Origin of the sequence: Parageobacillus toebii NBRC 107807, assembly GCF_003688615.2 — a bacterium.
Classification (GTDB): domain Bacteria; phylum Bacillota; class Bacilli; order Bacillales; family Anoxybacillaceae; genus Parageobacillus_B; species Parageobacillus_B toebii.
The window spans coordinates 2,752,023-2,771,066 of sequence record NZ_CP049703.1 but is presented as its reverse complement, the minus strand read 5'-3'; the positions used below and the strand labels follow the sequence as shown (position 1 = coordinate 2,771,066).

Here is a 19,044-nt window from a genome sequence, read left to right as displayed (position 1 = left end):
TATTTATTTATATTTTATGACAAAAGAAGAACATTTTTCAACTATCACGATGATCAAAAAACAAAAAATGCCGATTTCATCCCCCACCTACGCTTCGCTTAGAGGTGGGGGGCTTCTCGGCAAAAATAGAGCTTTTGCCCATTAAAAATTAAATAGGTAATATCTGTAACCCACTTCTCATTTGGCTTGGACGTGTGGAAATCTCGGTTTAGATAGTTATCCGAAATCACATAAGGCTCTTTCTTTCCGAAATAAGGTCGTTTCTTCCGAATCACCGCCCGGATTCCCATCTCCCTCATCAGCCTTTGTACTCGTTTATGGTTGATATCCAGTTTGTATTTCCGTTTCAGCCAAACTTTGACTCTCCGATACCCATAGATTCCTTTCACTTCTTCATGACACTCTTTGATTTTTTCCTTTAGCTGCTCGTCTTCCAATTGCTTCTGAGAAGGGCGTTCCTGTCGTTTTACCCACTTATAATATCCGCTTCGAGACACGCCTGCTATCTCACATAATGGTTGAATCGAACCATAACACCCGGCCATTTCTTGAATGATCGCGAACTTCTTATGAGCTGGTACTGCTTCCATTCCCCCTTTCACCTCTTTAAGAGCTTTTTTAGCATCTTTACTTCCGCCTCAAGGCGCTTGATTTTCGTTTCAGGATCTTCTGGGCGAGTTCTTGGTCTTCCTTTGCCTGGTCCTTTTGCCTTTCCTCGTTTTTCCTCTAGCCCTTTCATTCCTTCCTGTTCATAGCGTTTCACCCATCGACGTACCATGGATTCATCAATCCCTAATTCTTTAGACACCGTTTTGTATCCCATGCCCTCTTTCCAATATAAATCCACAGCCTTCTTTTTAAACTTTGCATCATATGTTTTTCGTATTTTCCCCATAGAAAAATCCCCTTATAGTAGACAGATTAATTGGCTTTATTTTTTCTGTCTACTATAAGGGGATCATATCAATGTGTTAGGGGCACCTTCTTTTTTGCCATTTAAGAAACAGCCTGTTTCTTTTTCGGAAATTGCCATTCCAAAAGTGGGCGCATAATGCGTACAATCGGTTTGCTTCCAAGAACAAGCACAACGATGACGGACAATCCTAGTAATAGCGGGTAACCGTGAATGCTCATAATAAAATCTGGAAGTTTTGTTTCATGCAAGTATTTTAAAATAAACCCGTGCAAAATATAAATATAAAATGTTCTTGCGCCTAACACCGAGAAAGAAAAACGACGGTTTGGAATAAGCGAGAGAAAACTGACCATCATCAGAGTGCTTGCGCCATAAATAACCAGGCGCACGAAAACTCCTTTTTCCTCTGGTACGCCGAGCGTATCGTATGATTTGGAACCGTATAGCCATTCTTGCGGCAAATCAGGAAAACCGAAATGAATCATGATAAACATCCCGACTAGTGCAAATAGTGAAAATAAACGTACGCGCCATGTAAATAATCGTTCAATATTCTTTTTTTGAAGGAAAAATCCTAATAAAAAGAATGGGAAAAACGTAAACGTACGCGATATACTTAGCCATTTCTCTGCTTCGATCATGCCCGCTCCTACTCCTAAGAGAAGGGCAAGCAATAGTGAAACGTGTTTTGGGATTTTGGCAAAGATCCATAATAACAAATTCCAACTAAATAAGCTAATTAAAAACCATAGACTCCATTGGGGAGTGAGCAAATCGAATTCAATGGAATCTTTTTGATATAAAAAGTAATAGTAAACCGAATACAACAGTTGAAAAATAAGGTAGGGAAGCAATAATTTTTTTGTTATCTTTTTTAAATATCCTTGTTCATGAAATTTTTTAGCAAAATAACCTGAGATAAAAATAAACGCCGGCATGTGGAAAAAGAAAATCCAAATATATAAGCTATGCACCCAGAGCACATTATCGATATACGGGCGGAGAAAATGACCGAACACGACAAGAAGCATCAGTGCGCATTTTGCATTGTCAAAGTAATAATCGCGTTCGCTCATTGTATCTTCCTCCCTTCTTATCTATACCAATTCGAATAATACTTCTTCTCTTTTGAGGGGTCAATAGTATATCAATTTTTGGAAAGGTGTGATAATTTGATGGTAGAACGCGAAACGACCGATATGACCCAGTTATTAGAAATAATCAACGCGAAAGGGGACGAAGGAGAACTTGAACAAATTGTGCACCTTGTATGTAATGACGAATTGTTTTGGAAAAGTCTACATTCATTAGCGGAAGATAGCGCCAAAGCGGACGAAGAAGGGAGGGAAAATTGGTAATGGAAGTCATACGTGCAAAGCAAATCGCAAAATCGGGAAAAATCGTGCCAGTCACATACGAAGGGCAGCAGGTAATGATTCAACACGTGGATGAAGAACGGGAAATGGCGCGTATTTATAAAAAAAATCGCCCAGAGGAAGAAATAGAAGTACCCGTTCGTCTTCTGCAAGAACAATAATCGTATTCGAATGGCGCTTGCGGTTTAGGTATGGTATAATAATAAAAGAATGAATAAGCATATGGAGTGAATCGTATGAACATCGGGTTTGGAGAAATTGCCCTTATCGTTTTTTTCGCGCTATTAATTTTTGGCCCAAAAAAATTGCCGGAATTAGGACAAGCGGCTGGAAAAACGTTGCGTGAATTTAAAAATGCGACAAAAGGAATTATCGATGATGAAGAGCAAAAAGTACAAAAATAAGGACTTGGTAATACATACCAAGTCCTTATTTTTGTTCCAAATCGCATTCATGCAACGGAACGATTTTTGTTTTTTTCACAAACTTATACCCGAGCCAGACGATAATAAAGAGCGGCAGGCCAATATACGAAACAAGAACCCCGTACCAGTCAATCGTTTCGCCAATAAATGCTTGATAGTTTTGTCCTAAAATAACAATCGCGCAAACAATAAATGCAAAAATAGGACCGAACGGGAACCATTTCGCTTTATACGGTAAATCATCGAGGCTTTTTCCTTGAGCAATGTACGCTTTACGGAATCGATAATGGCTGATAGCGATACCGATCCATGCAATAAACCCTGACATTCCGGAAGCGTTCAATAACCATGTATAAACGACACCATCGCCAAAGAAAGAAGCTAAAAAGGCAAGCGTTCCTATTAATGAAGTGACAATAAGCGCATTCACTGGAACTCCGCGTTTATCCAGTTTCGCTAAAAATTTTGGCGCTTTCCCTTCACGGGCTAAATCCCAAAGCATGCGGGTAGACGCGTACATGCCGGAGTTGCCTGCCGATAATACAGCAGTTAAAATGACGGCGTTCATTACCGAAGCGGCAAAGGCAATTCCAGCTTTATCGAATACGAGTGTAAACGGGCTAACTGTAACATCGCCGTTGGCAAGTCTTTCGTCTGTATAAGGGATTAACAAGCCGATTGCCAAAATAGCTAATACATAGAATAACAAGATGCGCCAAAACACCCGGCGAATGGCGCGGGGAATGCTGTGTTCCGGATCTTCTGTTTCTCCAGCAGCGACCCCTAACAATTCCGTTCCCTGAAAGGAAAATCCCGCCGCCATAAAGATTCCTAACATGGCCATAAAGCCGCCGTGAAACGGGGCATCTCCAATGGTAAAGTTTTTAAAGCCAATCGCTTCACCGCCCATGATTCCGAAAATCATCAGGAAGCTGACAATTAAAAACACGATGACAGTTGCCACTTTAATGAGGGAAAACCAATATTCCGCTTCTCCGAATCCTTTCACCGATAAGTAATTTAAAAGAAACATAATGCTTAAGCAAAGCGCGCTCCATAAAAGCGATGGGCTATGTGGAAACCAAAATTTCATAATCATCGTGACCGCAGATAGTTCCGCGGCGATCGTAATCGCCCAGTTGTACCAATAATTCCATCCTAATGCAAACCCTAATGCAGGATCAACGAATTTCGTTGCATATGTGCTAAAAGATCCAGAAACAGGCATGTATGCCGCCATTTCCGCAAGGCTTGTCATTAAAAAGTACACCATAATGCCAATGGCTATATATGCCGCAAGTGCTCCACCGGGTCCTGCCGTATGCACTGCTCCGCCGCTTGCCAAAAATAAACCTGTACCGATTGTTCCTCCGAGGGAAATCATCGTTAAATGGCGTGTTTTTAGTTTTCGCCGCAATCCGCTCTCAGAAAGGGAAGCTGCAGAAGGAGCAACCATTGTTTTTGTTGCTGTTTTCATTAATGAACCACTCCCTTATTATTTACAAATATTATGATAAAAATCTGAAAATTATTAATTTTTATTAATAGGATGTTCTGTGACATCCATATAATAAAAAAAGCCGTCGAAGGAGATTCGACGGCAGTGTTGAAATAACTGCATACATCAACTCTCCCATGAAGATAGCGCTCCATACCCGCAAATTCATGCGGGTATGACAGTGTTGCCCCTATTCGGTGACAACCCCAGCCTGAGCACCCAGAGAAATGCCCAGACTTCGGCAGCTTTTCCTTTCCGGTAAAGTCGTTGACGTGCTCTGCGTCTCGTTTACCGTACTCATAAAAGCTGCGACCTCTACTTCAATGGTTGAATGAGCGGCATATTCAATTATATTAATATACCTTTATTCTAATCTATTGTTGTAATTATAGCAATAGAAAATTAGAAATAAGAGACAAGTCTTTGAAATTGTTACCATATAATAACTATATCGATGTTTTTTCGATAGCGCACCAATTTTGATTGAAGTAAGCTGTAAAGAACAATGGGGTGGCGCTCTGATGTTAAAAAAAATGACTATTACTATTATTGGAAGTATGTTTCTTGCAATCGGGATTAATGTTTTTTTAGTTCCCCATCATTTGTTAGATGGGGGGATTATTGGAATTAGTTTAATCATCAAATATATTTGGCATGTAAAAGTAGGATTAACGATGGTTTTATTAAGTATTCCCCTTTATATTATGGCTTGGTTTTACTATCGCCCGTTTTTTTATAATAGCCTTCATGGTTTACTGTTTTCCTCATTGATGATTGATATATTTTCCGTGCTGCGCGGCATCATTATCCTTGATCCCATGATCAGTTCCGTCATTGGCGGGGGGTTGGTCGGCATCGGAATCGGCATCATGCTGCGCGAAGAGACGAGCACAGGAGGCACGGATTTATTAGCACAATTTATTGCGAAAATGACAAATTGGAATGTCGGGATTATTATTTTTATAATGGATGCGCTTATTATTACGGTTGGGAGTTTCATCATTGATTCCACTTCGTTTCTTTATTCGCTTGTTGTAGTAACGATAGTAGGCATCGCGACAACTATGTTAACACAGACAGGCGGATGGAGACACCATGTTATGTAATCTCCACCCGTATCGTTAACGCCAACTGCTTGCCTGCTCTAGTGCGCGATATACATTGATTAAACCATATCCATAATACGGATCTTTTCCATTTTCCCCTAGGTCAGCAGCTGTCTTGATAATGATTTGTTTTACATCATCGTTCGTAAGATGCGGGTTCATTGAACGAATGAGACCAGCTAATGCAGTTACGTGCGGTGCAGCCATGGATGTCCCAGAAAGTGCTGCATATCGATGCTGTGAAAAAGTGCTGGCAATATTTGTTCCTGGTGCTACCACATCTAAATACGTTCCATAATTAGAATAATGTGCGAAAGAAAGATCGGGATTAACAGCACCAACGCTGATGACCTCAGGATATGCCGCCGGAAAGCTAGGCTGTGCGGTGTTATCGTTTCCGGAGGCGGCAACGAGTACGACATCGCGATCATATGCATAACGGATGGCCTCTTCTAATACAGTGGACGGCTGATAATTCCCAAGACTTAAGTTGATGACTTTTGCCCCATGATCTACCGCCCAGCGAATCCCTTTTGCCACGTCAAAGGCAGTTCCATATCCTTCTGAATTTAATGCTTTGATCGGCATAATTGCATTAAACCATGTCATTCCGGCAACACCTTCACCGTTGTTTGGCTGTGAGGCGATAATGCCCGCTACGTGCGTACCGTGACCGTTATCATCTTCGGGAATGGCATTATCCGCGAGAACGTTATATCCTTTTTGCAGGCGATGAACGAGATCGGGATGATCTAAATCAACGCCGCTATCAATAATGGCAATGGTGACGCTTTTCTTTCCTCGAGACAACCGCCAGCCTGCTTCGGTGTCGATTGCTGGCAAATTCCATTGATAACGTGAATATAATAAATCATTCGGGATTTCGTTTTGCAAATAAATGTAATTTGGTTCACTGTAGGCAACCGTTGGAATTGATTGAAAGTAATAGCGTAATTCATGATATGTTTTGCTGTTAGAACGAAAGATAAAAAAATGATCAAACTGATTGATCAATTTTCCGGCGATTGCTCGTTCTATTCGTTGGAGCTCTTGTGCTGTAGGAAGCTTTCGAAACCGAACCGTAATTTCATGATTAAAATAATGGCTTTTGTCGCGGCCGTTATGATCGATTTTTATTATTTTCGGGTGGCTGTTTAACTTGTTTTTGATTTTTTCGCCCATTGCTAGACTATTCAATGTAACGACAGTCGGATGGGAACGGGGCGTCGTTGCCACATAAGGGGCTGGTTTCGGTCTTAACTGATTCGTTTCTTCATGGTGGACTGTCGGACGATATGTCGTCACAATTGCTGCAATCATAATAAAAAGAATAGCAACTCCAGCAGTGATAGCGAAAAGAGTTTGTTTATTCATCAATGTGTCACCTCACTAGTTATAGGGTGAGCCAACAGAAAAAAATTATGAAAAAAAGCTGGTCCCATAAAAGGGATCCAGCTTTTTAGTTCATCATTCGCACAAGTTTTTTCGTCAATAATAGCAAAATAAGCCCTAGTCCGATGGTTACACCGCTAATTAAGCTGAAAATTTCTAAATAGCCTAACGACTGCGTAAACGCCGCTAATTGGCCAGCCAACAATTGCGCGACACCAGTTCCCGCTAGCCATACACCCATGAGAAGCGATGCTAATCGAACAGGAGCAAGTTTACTTACCATGGACAATCCAACCGGTGATAAGCAAAGTTCACCGAGCGTGTGAAGGAAGTAAGTGAAAATAATGAATAACAAATTCGCTTTTTCAACAACATGATGTTCGTCGCTTCCTGTTTGTAATACAGCTGGAATTAGTACGGCAAATCCAAGACCAAGTAAAATCATGCCAAGACCCATTTTTGCTGGAATTGGCAAGTCACCACGTTTTGAATTCGAAAGCTTGATCCAGATTTGCGAAACAATTGGTGCCAACACGATAATAAAGAATGGGTTCAGTGATTGGAACCAAGAAGTAGGCATCGTCCAGCCGCCAATCGATTTATCGATGAATTTGTCTGTATACAATGTTAACGAACTTCCCGCTTGTTCAAATCCAGCCCAGAAGAAAATAACAAAGCATGTTAAAATAAAAATAACGGCAACGTTTTGTTTTTCTTGTTTTGTTAAAGGTGTTTTTGTTTTTGTTTCCTTATTTGTTTTCACTGGTGCGCCGGTAGGTTTTTTACCGATATCTCCTAAATAACGATTTCCAAATATATTGAAAATTAATTGTCCAATAATCATACCGATCGCAGCAGCTAAAAATCCGTATTTAAATCCGTAATGGATGACGCCATTGATGTTCGTTGCGAAATATTTTTCCGCTAAATATCCGCATACAAGTGGCGCAAATAATGCTCCCAAGTTAATTCCCATATAGAAAATGGTGAATGCTGCGTCTTTCCGTTTATCGTTTGGAGCATAAAGTTCCCCGACAAGTGTTGAAATATTTGGTTTAAAGAAGCCATTACCGATAATCAATAAAATTAGGCCGATATATAGTCCTATTTGGTTATTGATGGCAAACAGTACGATGTTACCGAGCGCCATCGTAATACCGCCAATCGTAATCGCCAATCTTCTGCCTAAAACTCGGTCAGACAAATAACCGCCAACGAGCGGGGTGAAATAAACAGCGCCAGTAAAGAATCCATAAATTGTCATTGCGACGCTTGGTTTTATTCCTAATCCGCCGCTGACAAGTTCTGTTGTTAAATAAAGAACAAGGATCGCTCTCATTCCATAATAGCTAAATCGTTCCCAAAGCTCTGTAAAGAATAATAAATAAAGCCCGGGAGGGTGCTTCATTTTTGTGCGCTGACTTTGCAACGTCTGTGTTTCCGGTAATGCACTCATTATATTTCCTCCTTGCTAATATAATGACTTTGTTAATACATTGTCAATTTTAATTTACAAAATATTTATATGTCAATAAAATTATATATAAATAGATAATTCCAAATTTTTAACAAGGTTTTCACCGTTATTTTATACAAAAGATCAAATAAAATACTTTTATTAAAATAATTTTTTATTCTATTTTAATAAAATTTAAAAGATTGTATATGTAATAAAGTTTCATAATCAGATAGATGCAAAGGTTTACTCCTCTTTTTTACTGTAATAATATGGGTAATTTCCATTAAAGGGGGCACACTATGCGTGTTACATATTCTTAATGGACGGTGAGAAGGAATGCGCAAAACATCTATCATCGTTATCATTTTCCTTATATTGTTAATCGATGGAGGATTTTTTTCAACACCAATGTCGAATATGTGTTCTTTCCTGAGGAAGACGATGTAGTGAAATATGAAGCGAATAATCAAACGGGCATGGATATTTGGGGAAAATGGATTAGCGCGGAAACCGGAAAGGAAGAAAAATTATCTGCAGATGGTAAAGAAACGCCTGTTTCTGCTAAACACGGTGCTATTGTTGTTGATAAACAGCTGCTTCAATTAGGACGAGAGGTATTTTATAAAGAAACATTTGGCAATGAGGTGTTTTTGACCGATATTATGGGGATTGTGAACGGACCGTTAACCATGACGAATATCGCCAAGGCGATTATTGCTTTAAAAGGAAAGGGAACGATAAATTTACAAGTCGAGCTGGCAGAAGACATTAAAATTGGTGGCCGAACATACAAAAAGGAAAAAATTGGCACAGGCATCGATGTTCCTAAAGGATTCTTTTTGCCGTTAGGGATGCCGGTTGTTTGGGACCACGGCAAACTCCGCATTGGCATTAGCTGCGCTGCATGTCACGCGACGGTGGATACGAAAACGAAAAAAGTGGTGGAAGGTGCGCCTAACAATGATTTTTTAGCAATAACGTTCACGCTCAAAACGCTGATTCTCTTGCACAATCGGAAATTAGCGAAGCATTATTCGGAGTGGACAAAGAAGTATATATTGGAACGATACTGCAAAATGTTGCGAATCCGAAATTTCGCTATAAACCGAATGTGAACGAAAAACCATTGGAGTTTTTTGCAAAGGTGGACCCGACCCCTGGGGTTGTCGGTGTCAACAAGCTCGTTGCTCCGCCGCAATTTCCGAAAGTATCGCTCGTTGCGCCGGACGGGTTAGTGGTTAGTGGACCGGGATATCGATTCAATGAGCAAAATAATGCTGTAGCTGCTTGGCAAAACACGATTAATTCGCCAACTCTAAGCGTAAAAATAGATGCAGAGCAAATAGCACGGGGGCGTGATGTATTTGTTAGAGCTGGATGTATACGATGTCATGCGGGGGCATATTTAACCAATAATCGTGTTGTTTCGGCGAAGGTGGTAGGAACCGAGCCGTCGAGGGCACAAGCATTGAAGAAAACAGAAAAAGTATTTGGTGAAGCGGTTTTCTATGCTCCGGATACACCTGTACCAGTTCCAAAAAACGCGAAAGTATTAAAAGTGCCAACAGAACAGTTGGACAAAGAACAAATACGTTTAGCGTTTGCACATGGCGATTCTAAAGGAGGTTATAAAGTGCCTAGCTTAATCGGCCTTTCTTGGAGCGCTCCTTATCTCCATGATGGGGGTGTTGCGGTCGGACCGAACGGGGAGCTCGGTTTAACGGGAACGCTAGGAAAGGGCATTGTGCCCGATACGCGCAATAGTCTTCGCGCGTTGATTGACAGAACGTTGCGGCAACAAGTGATCCGTGCGAACGTTTCTGATCCACAACTTCGTGCTGTGCATGTAAGCGGTGATGGACATCGTTACTGGATTGATCCACAGGAGGGTTTTACGAAAGAAGAGCAAAAAGCAGTGATTGATTATTTGCTTTCCCTTACCTATCCGTAATCGATTGGGAGCAGTTTACTCGCAAAAACATATCTTCCTCTGTCCACACTAACGGATAGGGGAGGGAGCTATATGAATGAAACGTGTTTTTATTGCCAGTGCGAATGCGATGATCAAGTTCATTATGTATCGTTTTATGTTTCAGACGAAGAACATGAAAAAGCGTTGTGCCCGGAATGTTATGAGGAGTGGCTTCATGGTATAAAAGGATAGAAACACAAAACCGCACCTTGTTATGATACAGGTGCGGTTTTTTTCGTAAGCGGCGGAGTTGCGATCGTCTCGTGAAGATCGCTTTTTTCGTCATAAGAACGGTAAACGATAGGAGCGGAGTTAGAAGAAGAAATGGATATAAATAAAATATGTTCATCGTTTCCCTTCGTCTTCTTTGTTTCCATTGTTAAGACTGCGTTGTCTAAATGTAGGGAGTAAAAGCGATACGTTAGACCGAGCCATGTTTTTTCGGATATCGAAGTGTCAGGATGCTCCCGAATCAGTTGGGCGATATCGGAAAAGGAATGTTTCTCTCGATGCAACCGGTCTATTAGCGCATTCGTCGTTTGTTTCATCCAGTTTTTCCATAACTCGAACATTGCTCTCACCTTTTTTATTCAAGTATGCCCCTGCTCCTAACTTGTTTATGCAGGCAGCATGATGGAAAAAGAAGTCATTTGTTTATTCGAGGTACATGTAATTTGCCCGCCGTGATCTTCAATGATTTTTTTGCAAATGTAAAGGCCAATTCCTGTTCCTAATTTTTTGGTTGTAAAAAACGGTTCGAAAATCGTTTGGACCAATTCTTCCGGAATTGCCGGACCATTGTTAGTGATTTTAATATAAACGGACTCGTTCTGACGGAAAGCGTCGATATAAATGCAGCGGGGCTTGTCTTTTTCTTTCACCGCTTCAATGGAATTTAACAAAATGTTGATGAATACTTGGCGAAGCTGATCTTTATAGGCGAAGATATGTATCGATTTGTCGATGTCCATGGATACTTCTACGTCTCCATCGACAATACTTGCATATAAAAATTCAATAATTTCCTCGAATAGACGCAAAAGCGAAAAGGTTTCTTTTTCGCTTTCTATGATTTCTTTTCTTGATGCATGAAGAAATTGCGAAATGCGGAATTTTAATTGCTGAAGTTCATGATCAATAATACCGAGATATGGTAAATCTGGATGTTCGAATTTTAATAATTGGATAAACCCCATAATGGCAGTAAGTGGATTACGAAATTCGTGTACGAAGCTCGATGACATTTGTCCAAGCAGTGTTAAGCGGTCTTTATGGGATTGGGTGATAAATAAATTTTTCTCCCGCAATTCTGCTTCTTTCAACTCAGCATATTTTGTAACGGCATAAAACAAAAATTGATCAAACAAAAGATTGATTTCGTCGATGAGAGGGCGCAATTCTTCCATTGACAATGTTGACTGAAGTGCATACTTCACGACTAATCTTCGTCCAAGATTTGTATTGTAAACAAACTCACCGATATTCATGTTTGTTTCTGCACGTTCTTTTGCAATTTTGTAAGCAAGATGCTCAATATCTTTTCTGCTGGATGCGGGGTCAGCTAACCTTTCTTTGATAAGTTGGAACATCTCTATTCCATTACGTTCTACGTGATCGATATATTTATCGTTATCAGCAATATACATTTGGTTTCGCCAGTAGGAGAGGAAATCGGAAAAATGTTCATCTAAATATGCAACTAATTTTTTTGCTGCAGACGTCAAACAATGTCACCTCGTTTTTTATATTCTTTTGATTCTATTATAAGAAAGGAAGGAAAAGGTAGAATAGAGGTAAAATTACCATAACATTTTTTATTTGATGAATAAATGTGGACAATTTTTCACAAATTTTTCAACATATTTGTTTATAATCAACTTATCAACAAAAGGACAAATGGAGGGCAGCAATGAGAGCGATATGTGTATTGCTAGCAGTGTTAGGAATATTATTCATTCATGGATGTGAACAAGAAACGTTACCTGCCGTTCCAAAGCAGATGGAAGTGTTAATAAGCGTAAATGTGAATGATGAAAGTGTGACATTTTTTGATATTCAAACAGGAAGGAAAGTCGCGGAATGGAAATTGCGAAAACGGATAAAAGGCGCTGTATTGCTTCCAGACGACAGAACGATGTTATTATATGGTAATGAGATGGATCGTGTTTATTTATACGATATGAGGACAGGGGAGGAAAAAAGCGAATGGAAAACAGGAAAAGGAATTGTTGGCGCGCTTGTGTCTAATAAAGGAAATAAAGTCTTTTTGGCAGACGAACGGCAAAAAGCACTTCGGGTATTTGATCTAAAAGGAAAAGAAAAAGCAAAAATCGAAGTAGGGAATAAGCCGCTAACTTTATTACAAAATAAAGCAGGCACAACTATATACGTGATTGATTTCCATAATACCAAAGCGTATGCCGTTGATGTCGACAAACGGCGTGTTATCCGTACGTTTTCTGTTCCAAAGTTTGCGTTTGGCGGCTTGCTTCGTGATGGTCGGCAGGAATTATGGATCGGGGGACACGGAAGCGGTAGTACAGTGGAAACAAACATCCGTATTTATTCTATAAAAACGGGGGCGTTAATAAAACTGATGAAAGCGCCATCGATGCCAGTGAGTTTTGTTGAAACAAACGAAGGAATATTTGCATTAAGTCATGGTTCTAACATATTACGGAAATGGGATGATTCCGGAAATTTGAAGGCATCTGTAACGATAGGAGCGAATCCTTTTATCATGATTGGAGCAAATGAACGGCTATATATCGCTAGCTATGATAGCAATGAAATCTATGTCGTTGACCAGCGTACGATGAAGATAATCGCTCGATGGAAAACAGGGAAAGGTCCATTTCAATTACTCATTCGAAAGGGGAATGACGGTGGAAAAGAAAACGGTCTTAATCGTGGATGATGAAGAAGATATGCGATTTTTAGTCGGGATGTATTTGGAAAATGCTAACTTTTCTTATTTAGAGGCGGAGAATGGAGAAGAGGCGTTACAAATTCTTAAAAACAATAAGGTGGATGTGATTTTAATTGATGTAATGATGCCAAAAATGGATGGATTTACGTTATGCGCCCGCATTCGCGAACAATCCGATGTTCCTATTTTATTTTTAACGGCAAGGGGAGATGAATGGGATAAAGTAAAAGGATTGAAGCTTGGCGGTGATGATTATATTGTGAAACCGTTTAGTCCCGGTGAGCTTATTGCCCGCATCGAAGCGATTATGCGCCGTGCATACCATAACAAACAAAAGAACGAAGATCTGTCGTTCGGGCCGCTCGTGATTGATGAAAGAGGGAGAAAAGTAACGGTGGATGGAGATCCGGTTGTGCTTACGTTAAAAGAATTTGATTTACTTTTATTTTTGGCAAAACATCATGGACAAGTGTTTAGCCGTGAAGAGCTGCTCGCAAAAGTATGGGGATATGATTATACAGGAAATGCAAGAACGGTCGATACGCATATTAAAACATTGCGCATGAAGCTAAAGCAGGCGAGTGATTTTATTCAAACCGTTTGGGGAATCGGATATAAATTTGAGGTGTCGTGAATGCAGCCAAAGTCGATGACGTTAGGGCAAAAAATTTGGTTAATGATTAGCATTGGAGTTCTTTTGACGGTTTCATTTTCTTATTTTTTGTTAAATTATTTTTATCAAAAATTGTATGTCGATAAAGTAGAGCAGACGTTAATGGAAGAAGGAAAACTGCTAGCAGCTGATTATAGGGGCGGTCCGATTACCGATGCGTTCCGCAAACAAGTCGAATGGTATAATGAAAAATCAACGGCGGAAGTACTTTTAGTTAATAATCCTCGCGAATTAAGTGCTTGTTTGCCGTTTGGAGTTGAATATGAATCATTAATTAACGGCGATGATCGATCCAAATTATTGCGCGGTGATACGGTCACGAAAATCGGTTATGAAAAGCGATTTCACCGCAAAATTATGGGGGTGATTGTACCGCTTTTAGATGAGCATCGGTTACAAGGAGCGCTTTATCTTTATATTCCGCTCGCGAGCATTAAAGAATTGACAAAAGATGTCGCTGTCATTTGGCTTCCTCTTGCCACCTTATTTGTGTTTGTCCTTCTTCTTGCCGGAAAGCGAATGGCTCGTCATATCACAGATCCGTTAAAAGAAATGGAAAAAGTAGCATATCATATGTCGCAAGGAGATTATCGGGCGCAAATTCCGGTTCGGGCGAACGACGAAGTTGGCAGGCTTGCCAAAGCGTTTAATGTGATGGCAAAAGCAATTGCTGAAGAAGATATGCGAAAACGCGAATTTTTAGCGAATGTTTCTCACGAATTGCGGACGCCGTTAAGCTATGTGAAAGGATATAGCGAAGCGATATTACAAGGGCTGGTGAAGACAGAAGAAGAGGAAAGAAAATATGTTCAACTCATTCACCGTGAAGCAGACCGGATGGAGCGGCTTGTTCGTGACTTGCTTGATTTGGCGCGATTAGAAGGAAATAATGTACCGCTGCAAAAAACACCGCTTGTATTTGCGCAAGTGATCGAAGATACGGTCGCAAAATACGAACCGTTTTTACAAAAAAAACAAATTACACTTAATATGGAATTAGATCACGATATTATTTTGGAAGGAGATGCCGACCGGCTTGAACAAGTGGTGCAAAACCTTTTAGATAATGCTGTTCGTTATACCCCAGCCGAGGGAAAGATCCATATACGACTGAAAAAAGTTAGCGATGCGAGTTGTCAACTGATCATTCGTGATTCGGGAAAAGGAGTTCCAAAAGAAAAGCTGCCGCTTCTTGGACAACGATTTTACCGCGTTGATCAAGCACGAACAAGAAAAGAAGGCGGTACGGGATTAGGTTTGGCGATTGTCAAACAAATTATTTCCCTTCATAATGGCACGATATCGTTTTTCAGCGAAGAAGGGAAAGGAATGGAAGTGGTAATTCAGCTTCCGATATACACTGAGTAGCCATCATTGAAAGGAAATGAAAAAAGCCCTATAATCATATAAGAATAATTTTTAATAAAGGTTGGGGATTTACGATGAAGCTATACAACTCTATTTTAGACTTAATCGGCAACACGCCGATTGTCAAATTAAACCGAATTCCTGATCCAAATGGCGCGGATGTGTATATGAAACTAGAATCGTTTAACCCCGGGGGAAGCGTAAAAGATCGGGCAGCGTTTGAAATGATTCGGCGCGCGGAGCAAGAAGGAAAGATTGTGCCGGGGAAAAGCACCATTATCGAACCGACTTCAGGCAATACCGGAATCGGTTTGGCGATGGTTTGTGCGGCCCGCGGCTACCGTTGCATTATCACGATGCCGGATAATGCGACGGTAGAGCGGGTAAAAATTTTAAAAGCGTACGGGGCGGAAGTATATTTAACGCCGGCGGAAAAAACGGATGCAAGGAGCGATTGATAAAGCGAACCAGCTTGCCGCGCAAATCCCAGACAGCTTCATCCCGATGCAGTTTGAAAATCCGGCGAATCCAGATGCGCATCGCCATAGCACGGCACGGGAAATTTTTGAAGCGTTTGGCGGCAAACTTGATGCATTTGTGTTAACAGCTGGTACTGGCGGAACGGTGACAGGGACAGGAGAAGAACTAAAAAAACAAATTCCTCACTTACGAATTTACGTAGTAGAACCATATGGCTCTCCTGTATTATCTGGAGGAAAGCCAGGGCCGCACAAAATCCCAGGTACAGGTCCGGGTTTTATTCCGAAAATTTTAAACCGCAATATTTATGATGATATTTTCCTAATTAAAGATGAAGATGCACAAATGATGGCACGCCGTCTTGCTGCAGAAGAAGGCATTCTCGTCGGCGCTTCCGCCGCTGCGAGTGCGTATTATGCGGTTGAGGTGGCCAAACAGCTTCCAAAAGGGGCTCGTGTCCTTTGTATAGCACCGGATTCGGGAGAGCGTTATTTATCATCCGATTTATTTGCGGAGTAACAAAAGGCCCGCTTAGGCGGGTCTTTTGTTTTCTCGCTATTTCTAATTCCTGCAAAAAACATAAAGCGCGCAATGAACTATCCCAACGGTCCGTAACAGAACTGGTCTATGCGAATCGGTTTGCGTAAAGACTGCCAATCCGTTTGAACGCAAACAGAAAAATCCACCGCGTATACGAATGAACATAGTTTCAAACCTTTTGTATTTTTCGTACAAAAATGCCGTTTTAACTAATGGTTGCTCACGGTCAAATATGATAAACTAAGTAGAAAAAGGAGGAATGTATAATTGAATTATTCAACAACGTATTCATCTAGTCCTATTGCTAAACTGACAACCACATTTTTTTTAGCATTGGCAGTGGCAACAGGGGGTCTTTACATCGGTCAATGGATTCCAATAGGGATGTATTTGCCGCTTACAATACTTGAGATCATTTTATTAATGGTCATGGTGTTTGCCCGCAGCAAAAAAGCGGTCGGCTATCCGCTTATGTACAGCTTTATGCTCATATCTGGCGCGACGCTATATCCACTCATCGGGCACTACGTTGCCGTTATTGGCGCTGAAGCGGTACTCAAGGCGTTTGCGCTGGCGGTTGTTTCGTTTTCCGGCGTAGCGATTTATGCAGCGAAAACGAAAGAAGATTTTTCGTTTCTTGGCGGTTTTTTAACATTAGGCGCATTTGCGCTGCTTGGCCTTCTCATTATCCAATGGTTCATCCCATTTTCTAGCGTTGGACAAATGGGGATTTCCGCGTTAGGAATTCTCATTTTTCTAGGATTTACCATTTATGATATCAACCGCCTTTCCCGCCATGGTTTTACGGAAGCGGAAATTCCAATGATTGTTGTTAACATTTATCTTGATTTTATTAACTTGTTTATTTACATTTTGCGCTTTTTTTCCAGTGATGAAGATTGATCGAGCTTTATACAAAAAGGACTGTTTTCCCTGCATGTCAGGGGAACAGTCCTTTTTCATTATAAAAGCATCCTCAACCCAACGACCGTATGGTTCGTTATCCGAATCTCCAGAAGGTGCTTCAATGGATAAAACGTTTGTTCAAATAAGCAGGAATATAGCACTTCGAGCGAGAATTGTAAGCAATAATTGGAAAGGAGGAAAGAAAGAATGAATCGATTTGCCGTTAACGTATCGACAATTTTTACAGAAGTGCCGTTTCTAGAGCGGTTTCAAAAGGCGAGAGAGTGCGGTTTTTCGCTCGTGGAATGCCAGTTTCCATACGAATATCCGATCGAACGCATTCGCGATGAGCTTCATCAGAACCAATTGTCTCTCGTGTTAATCAATTTACCGCCAGGAAATTGGGAAAAAGGAGATAGAGGAATCGCAATTTTCCCAGATCGGACGGCCGAGTTTCAGCGTTCCGTGGAAGAAGGAATTCGGTATGCGACCGAGTTGAACGTTCCGTATATCCATTGTATGGCGGGAGTGCTTCCAGCCGATTTAGACAGGCAAAAGGCGAAAGAAACGTACATGCGCCATCTTTATGATGCGGCAAAAGAAATGGCGAACCATTCGTTAACGCTTTTAATTGAACCGATCAATCCGTTTGATATGCCGAATTATTTTTTGGCGAATATTCATGAAGCCGTTTCGATGATTAAAGAAATTGGGATGGCAAACATCAAACTTCAATACGATTTTTATCATATGCAGCGAATTCAAGGAAACTTAGCGGCGACATTTGAAACGTATTTTGAATGGATTGCACATGTGCAAATTGCTGACGTTCCAGGACGGCACGAGCCGGGAACGGGAGAAATTCGCTATGAATATATTTTTCGTCATTTAGAGAAATGTGGATATAAAGGGACGATCGGTCTTGAATATATTCCATCGGGAAAAAGCGAACAAAGTTTTTATTGGCGTACGTTATACGCTTGTCATTGATTTGGAGTGAAAAACAGAAGGGGGAAGTATCGCCGCAATGGAGACGAAGGAAATGAAGGTTGGATTTATTGGCACAGGCGTGATGGGAGCGAGAATGGTAAAACGGCTGCTTGCTGCAGACTATCTAGTTACTGTATACAATCGTTCGATCGAAAAAACAGAACCGTTAGTAAAGCTGGGTGCAAAAAGAGCCGGCACAATTGCGGAGTTGGCGCAGTGTTCGAATGTCATTTGCACATGTTTATCGATGCCGGATGATGTCATCGATGTTTATTTGCAAAAAGGCGGTGTGATCGAAAGCGCGTGGCCGGGTACGATTTGCCTTGATTTTACGACAGTAGGACCGGATACGAGTAGAATGGTCGCAAACGAAGCGGAAGGGAAGGGGATATATTTTCTGGATGCCCCGGTAAGCGGCGGGCCAGAAGGAGCGGAACAAGGTACATTAACGATTATGGTCGGTGGAGTGAAATCTGCTTGGGAGCGAGTATTGCCGCTTCTTAACGTGCTTGGCGAAATGGTGGAATATTTAGGTCCGAGCGGTTCGGGAAGCGTAGCAAAACTAATCAATCAATATCTTGTTGCGGTGCATTCTGTTGCCGCTTCAGAGGCGATGGTCGCTGGGACAGCGCTTGGACTAGATGCCGAGCAGCTTTACCGAATTTTGAAAGCGAGCTACGGAGACAGCCGCATGCTTCGCAGGCATATGGAGCAATATGTTTTACCGCGCAAGTTCGAACCAGGCGGAGCGGTGAAATATGTACATAAAGATGCCCGTTTAGCTAATCAGTTGATGGACGCAATTGGGATAAAGCGATTTTTAGGCCAAATTGCGGAAGAGGCGTTTGCTAGTGCGATGGAACAAGGATTATCCGATTTGGATATGTCCGCAGTCATCCAGCCGCTAGAAAAGCGGTGCAATGTGACAGTGAAAAAGAACGAAATGTAAACAGAATTATTCATCAATTTGAAAAATTTATTGAAAAATATGAAAATGGATGGTTTAATAATAAT

At 41.0% G+C, this 19,044-nt stretch carries 19 protein-coding genes, 2 pseudogenes and 1 riboswitch; of the genes and pseudogenes, 13 read left to right on the top strand and 8 right to left on the bottom strand.

The window, feature by feature from the left end:
• Positions 1 to 98: 98 nt before the first annotated feature.
• The 3 genes from DER53_RS17210 to DER53_RS14125 form a co-directional block, all read right to left on the bottom strand.
• Positions 99 to 590: an IS3 family transposase gene (locus tag DER53_RS17210; protein WP_081188857.1), complete on the bottom strand. Its 492-nt coding sequence runs from the start codon at positions 588 to 590 to the stop codon at positions 99 to 101.
• A gap of 8 nt (positions 591 to 598) precedes the next feature.
• Entirely contained in the window at positions 599 to 895 is a 297-nt protein-coding gene (locus DER53_RS14130; protein ID WP_089097743.1) for a transposase, read from the bottom strand.
• A gap of 101 nt (positions 896 to 996) precedes the next feature.
• On the bottom strand, positions 997 to 1,992 hold the full coding sequence (locus DER53_RS14125; protein ID WP_062756041.1) for an acyltransferase family protein: 996 nt from the start codon (positions 1,990 to 1,992) through the stop codon (positions 997 to 999).
• A gap of 99 nt (positions 1,993 to 2,091) precedes the next feature.
• Here DER53_RS14125 and DER53_RS14120 point away from each other — a divergent pair, with 99 nt between their 5' ends.
• The 3 genes from DER53_RS14120 to DER53_RS14110 all read left to right on the top strand — a co-directional run bounded on the left by DER53_RS14120 (position 2,092) and on the right by DER53_RS14110 (position 2,696).
• The gene (locus DER53_RS14120) at positions 2,092 to 2,274 is read left to right on the top strand and encodes a hypothetical protein (protein ID WP_015864104.1); all 183 of its coding nucleotides are present in this window, start codon (positions 2,092 to 2,094) and stop codon (positions 2,272 to 2,274) included.
• The gene (locus tag DER53_RS14115; RefSeq protein ID WP_062756039.1) at positions 2,274 to 2,453 is read left to right on the top strand and encodes an H-type small acid-soluble spore protein; all 180 of its coding nucleotides are present in this window, start codon (positions 2,274 to 2,276) and stop codon (positions 2,451 to 2,453) included. Before DER53_RS14120 ends, DER53_RS14115 begins: the two co-directional genes overlap by 1 nt.
• A 75-nt stretch (positions 2,454 to 2,528) precedes the next feature.
• Positions 2,529 to 2,696 (top strand): twin-arginine translocase TatA/TatE family subunit, encoded by a 168-nt coding sequence (locus DER53_RS14110; RefSeq protein WP_015864102.1) that lies wholly within the window; start codon positions 2,529 to 2,531, stop codon positions 2,694 to 2,696.
• Between the two features lie 25 nt (positions 2,697 to 2,721).
• Here DER53_RS14110 and DER53_RS14105 read toward each other — a convergent pair whose 3' ends face one another.
• Positions 2,722 to 4,194 carry an amino acid permease gene (locus tag DER53_RS14105; protein WP_062756037.1) on the bottom strand — a complete coding sequence of 491 codons (1,473 nt, stop codon included), beginning with the start codon at positions 4,192 to 4,194 and terminating at the stop codon, positions 2,722 to 2,724.
• A gap of 157 nt (positions 4,195 to 4,351) precedes the next feature.
• Positions 4,352 to 4,541, bottom strand: a riboswitch (Lysine riboswitch).
• A 195-nt stretch (positions 4,542 to 4,736) separates the two neighbouring features.
• Here DER53_RS14105 and DER53_RS14100 point away from each other — a divergent pair.
• Positions 4,737 to 5,321: a YitT family protein gene (locus DER53_RS14100; protein ID WP_062756035.1), complete on the top strand. Its 585-nt coding sequence runs from the start codon at positions 4,737 to 4,739 to the stop codon at positions 5,319 to 5,321.
• 15 nt (positions 5,322 to 5,336) lie between these two features.
• Here the strand turns inward: DER53_RS14100 and DER53_RS14095 are convergent, their stop codons facing one another.
• Together DER53_RS14095 and DER53_RS14090 are read right to left on the bottom strand one after the other, a co-directional pair.
• Positions 5,337 to 6,695: a S8 family peptidase gene (locus DER53_RS14095; RefSeq protein WP_062756033.1), complete on the bottom strand. Its 1,359-nt coding sequence runs from the start codon at positions 6,693 to 6,695 to the stop codon at positions 5,337 to 5,339.
• Positions 6,696 to 6,780: 85 nt separating this feature from the next.
• On the bottom strand, positions 6,781 to 8,169 hold the full coding sequence (locus DER53_RS14090; protein ID WP_062756031.1) for a peptide MFS transporter: 1,389 nt from the start codon (positions 8,167 to 8,169) through the stop codon (positions 6,781 to 6,783).
• A gap of 339 nt (positions 8,170 to 8,508) precedes the next feature.
• Between DER53_RS14090 and DER53_RS14085 the strand changes: the two are divergent.
• Positions 8,509 to 10,123 (top strand): annotated as a pseudogene (locus DER53_RS14085) (hypothetical protein).
• Between the two features lie 72 nt (positions 10,124 to 10,195).
• Entirely contained in the window at positions 10,196 to 10,336 is a 141-nt protein-coding gene (locus DER53_RS14080) for a hypothetical protein (RefSeq protein WP_167317831.1), read from the top strand.
• A gap of 20 nt (positions 10,337 to 10,356) precedes the next feature.
• On the opposite strand, the gene DER53_RS14075 is transcribed toward DER53_RS14080, so the two are convergent.
• Positions 10,357 to 10,716, bottom strand: a complete 360-nt coding sequence (locus DER53_RS14075) for a hypothetical protein (RefSeq protein ID WP_062756029.1) — start codon at positions 10,714 to 10,716, stop codon at positions 10,357 to 10,359.
• A gap of 45 nt (positions 10,717 to 10,761) precedes the next feature.
• Positions 10,762 to 11,868: a histidine kinase N-terminal domain-containing protein gene (locus tag DER53_RS14070; protein ID WP_062756027.1), complete on the bottom strand. Its 1,107-nt coding sequence runs from the start codon at positions 11,866 to 11,868 to the stop codon at positions 10,762 to 10,764.
• A gap of 185 nt (positions 11,869 to 12,053) precedes the next feature.
• On the opposite strand from DER53_RS14070, the gene DER53_RS14065 reads away from it, so the two are divergent.
• The 7 genes and pseudogenes from DER53_RS14065 to DER53_RS14035 all read left to right on the top strand — a co-directional run bounded on the left by DER53_RS14065 (position 12,054) and on the right by DER53_RS14035 (position 18,979).
• Entirely contained in the window at positions 12,054 to 13,061 is a 1,008-nt protein-coding gene (locus DER53_RS14065) for a YncE family protein (protein ID WP_062756026.1), read from the top strand.
• Positions 13,030 to 13,707, top strand: coding sequence for a response regulator transcription factor (locus DER53_RS14060; RefSeq protein WP_073968026.1), 678 nt, complete (start codon positions 13,030 to 13,032; stop codon positions 13,705 to 13,707). The genes DER53_RS14065 and DER53_RS14060 overlap by 32 nt, the downstream gene beginning before the upstream one ends.
• Positions 13,708 to 15,114, top strand: a complete 1,407-nt coding sequence (locus DER53_RS14055; protein ID WP_062756022.1) for a sensor histidine kinase — start codon at positions 13,708 to 13,710, stop codon at positions 15,112 to 15,114.
• Between the two features lie 74 nt (positions 15,115 to 15,188).
• Positions 15,189 to 16,113, top strand: a pseudogene (cysK, locus tag DER53_RS14050) (cysteine synthase A).
• 288 nt (positions 16,114 to 16,401) lie between these two features.
• Positions 16,402 to 17,037: a Bax inhibitor-1/YccA family protein gene (locus DER53_RS14045; RefSeq protein ID WP_062756020.1), complete on the top strand. Its 636-nt coding sequence runs from the start codon at positions 16,402 to 16,404 to the stop codon at positions 17,035 to 17,037.
• A 210-nt stretch (positions 17,038 to 17,247) separates the two neighbouring features.
• On the top strand, positions 17,248 to 18,030 hold the full coding sequence (gene hyi, locus DER53_RS14040) for a hydroxypyruvate isomerase (protein ID WP_062756018.1): 783 nt from the start codon (positions 17,248 to 17,250) through the stop codon (positions 18,028 to 18,030).
• Positions 18,031 to 18,067: 37 nt separating this feature from the next.
• On the top strand, positions 18,068 to 18,979 hold the full coding sequence (locus DER53_RS14035) for an NAD(P)-dependent oxidoreductase (protein ID WP_073968025.1): 912 nt from the start codon (positions 18,068 to 18,070) through the stop codon (positions 18,977 to 18,979).
• The last annotated feature ends 65 nt before the right edge of the window (positions 18,980 to 19,044 follow it).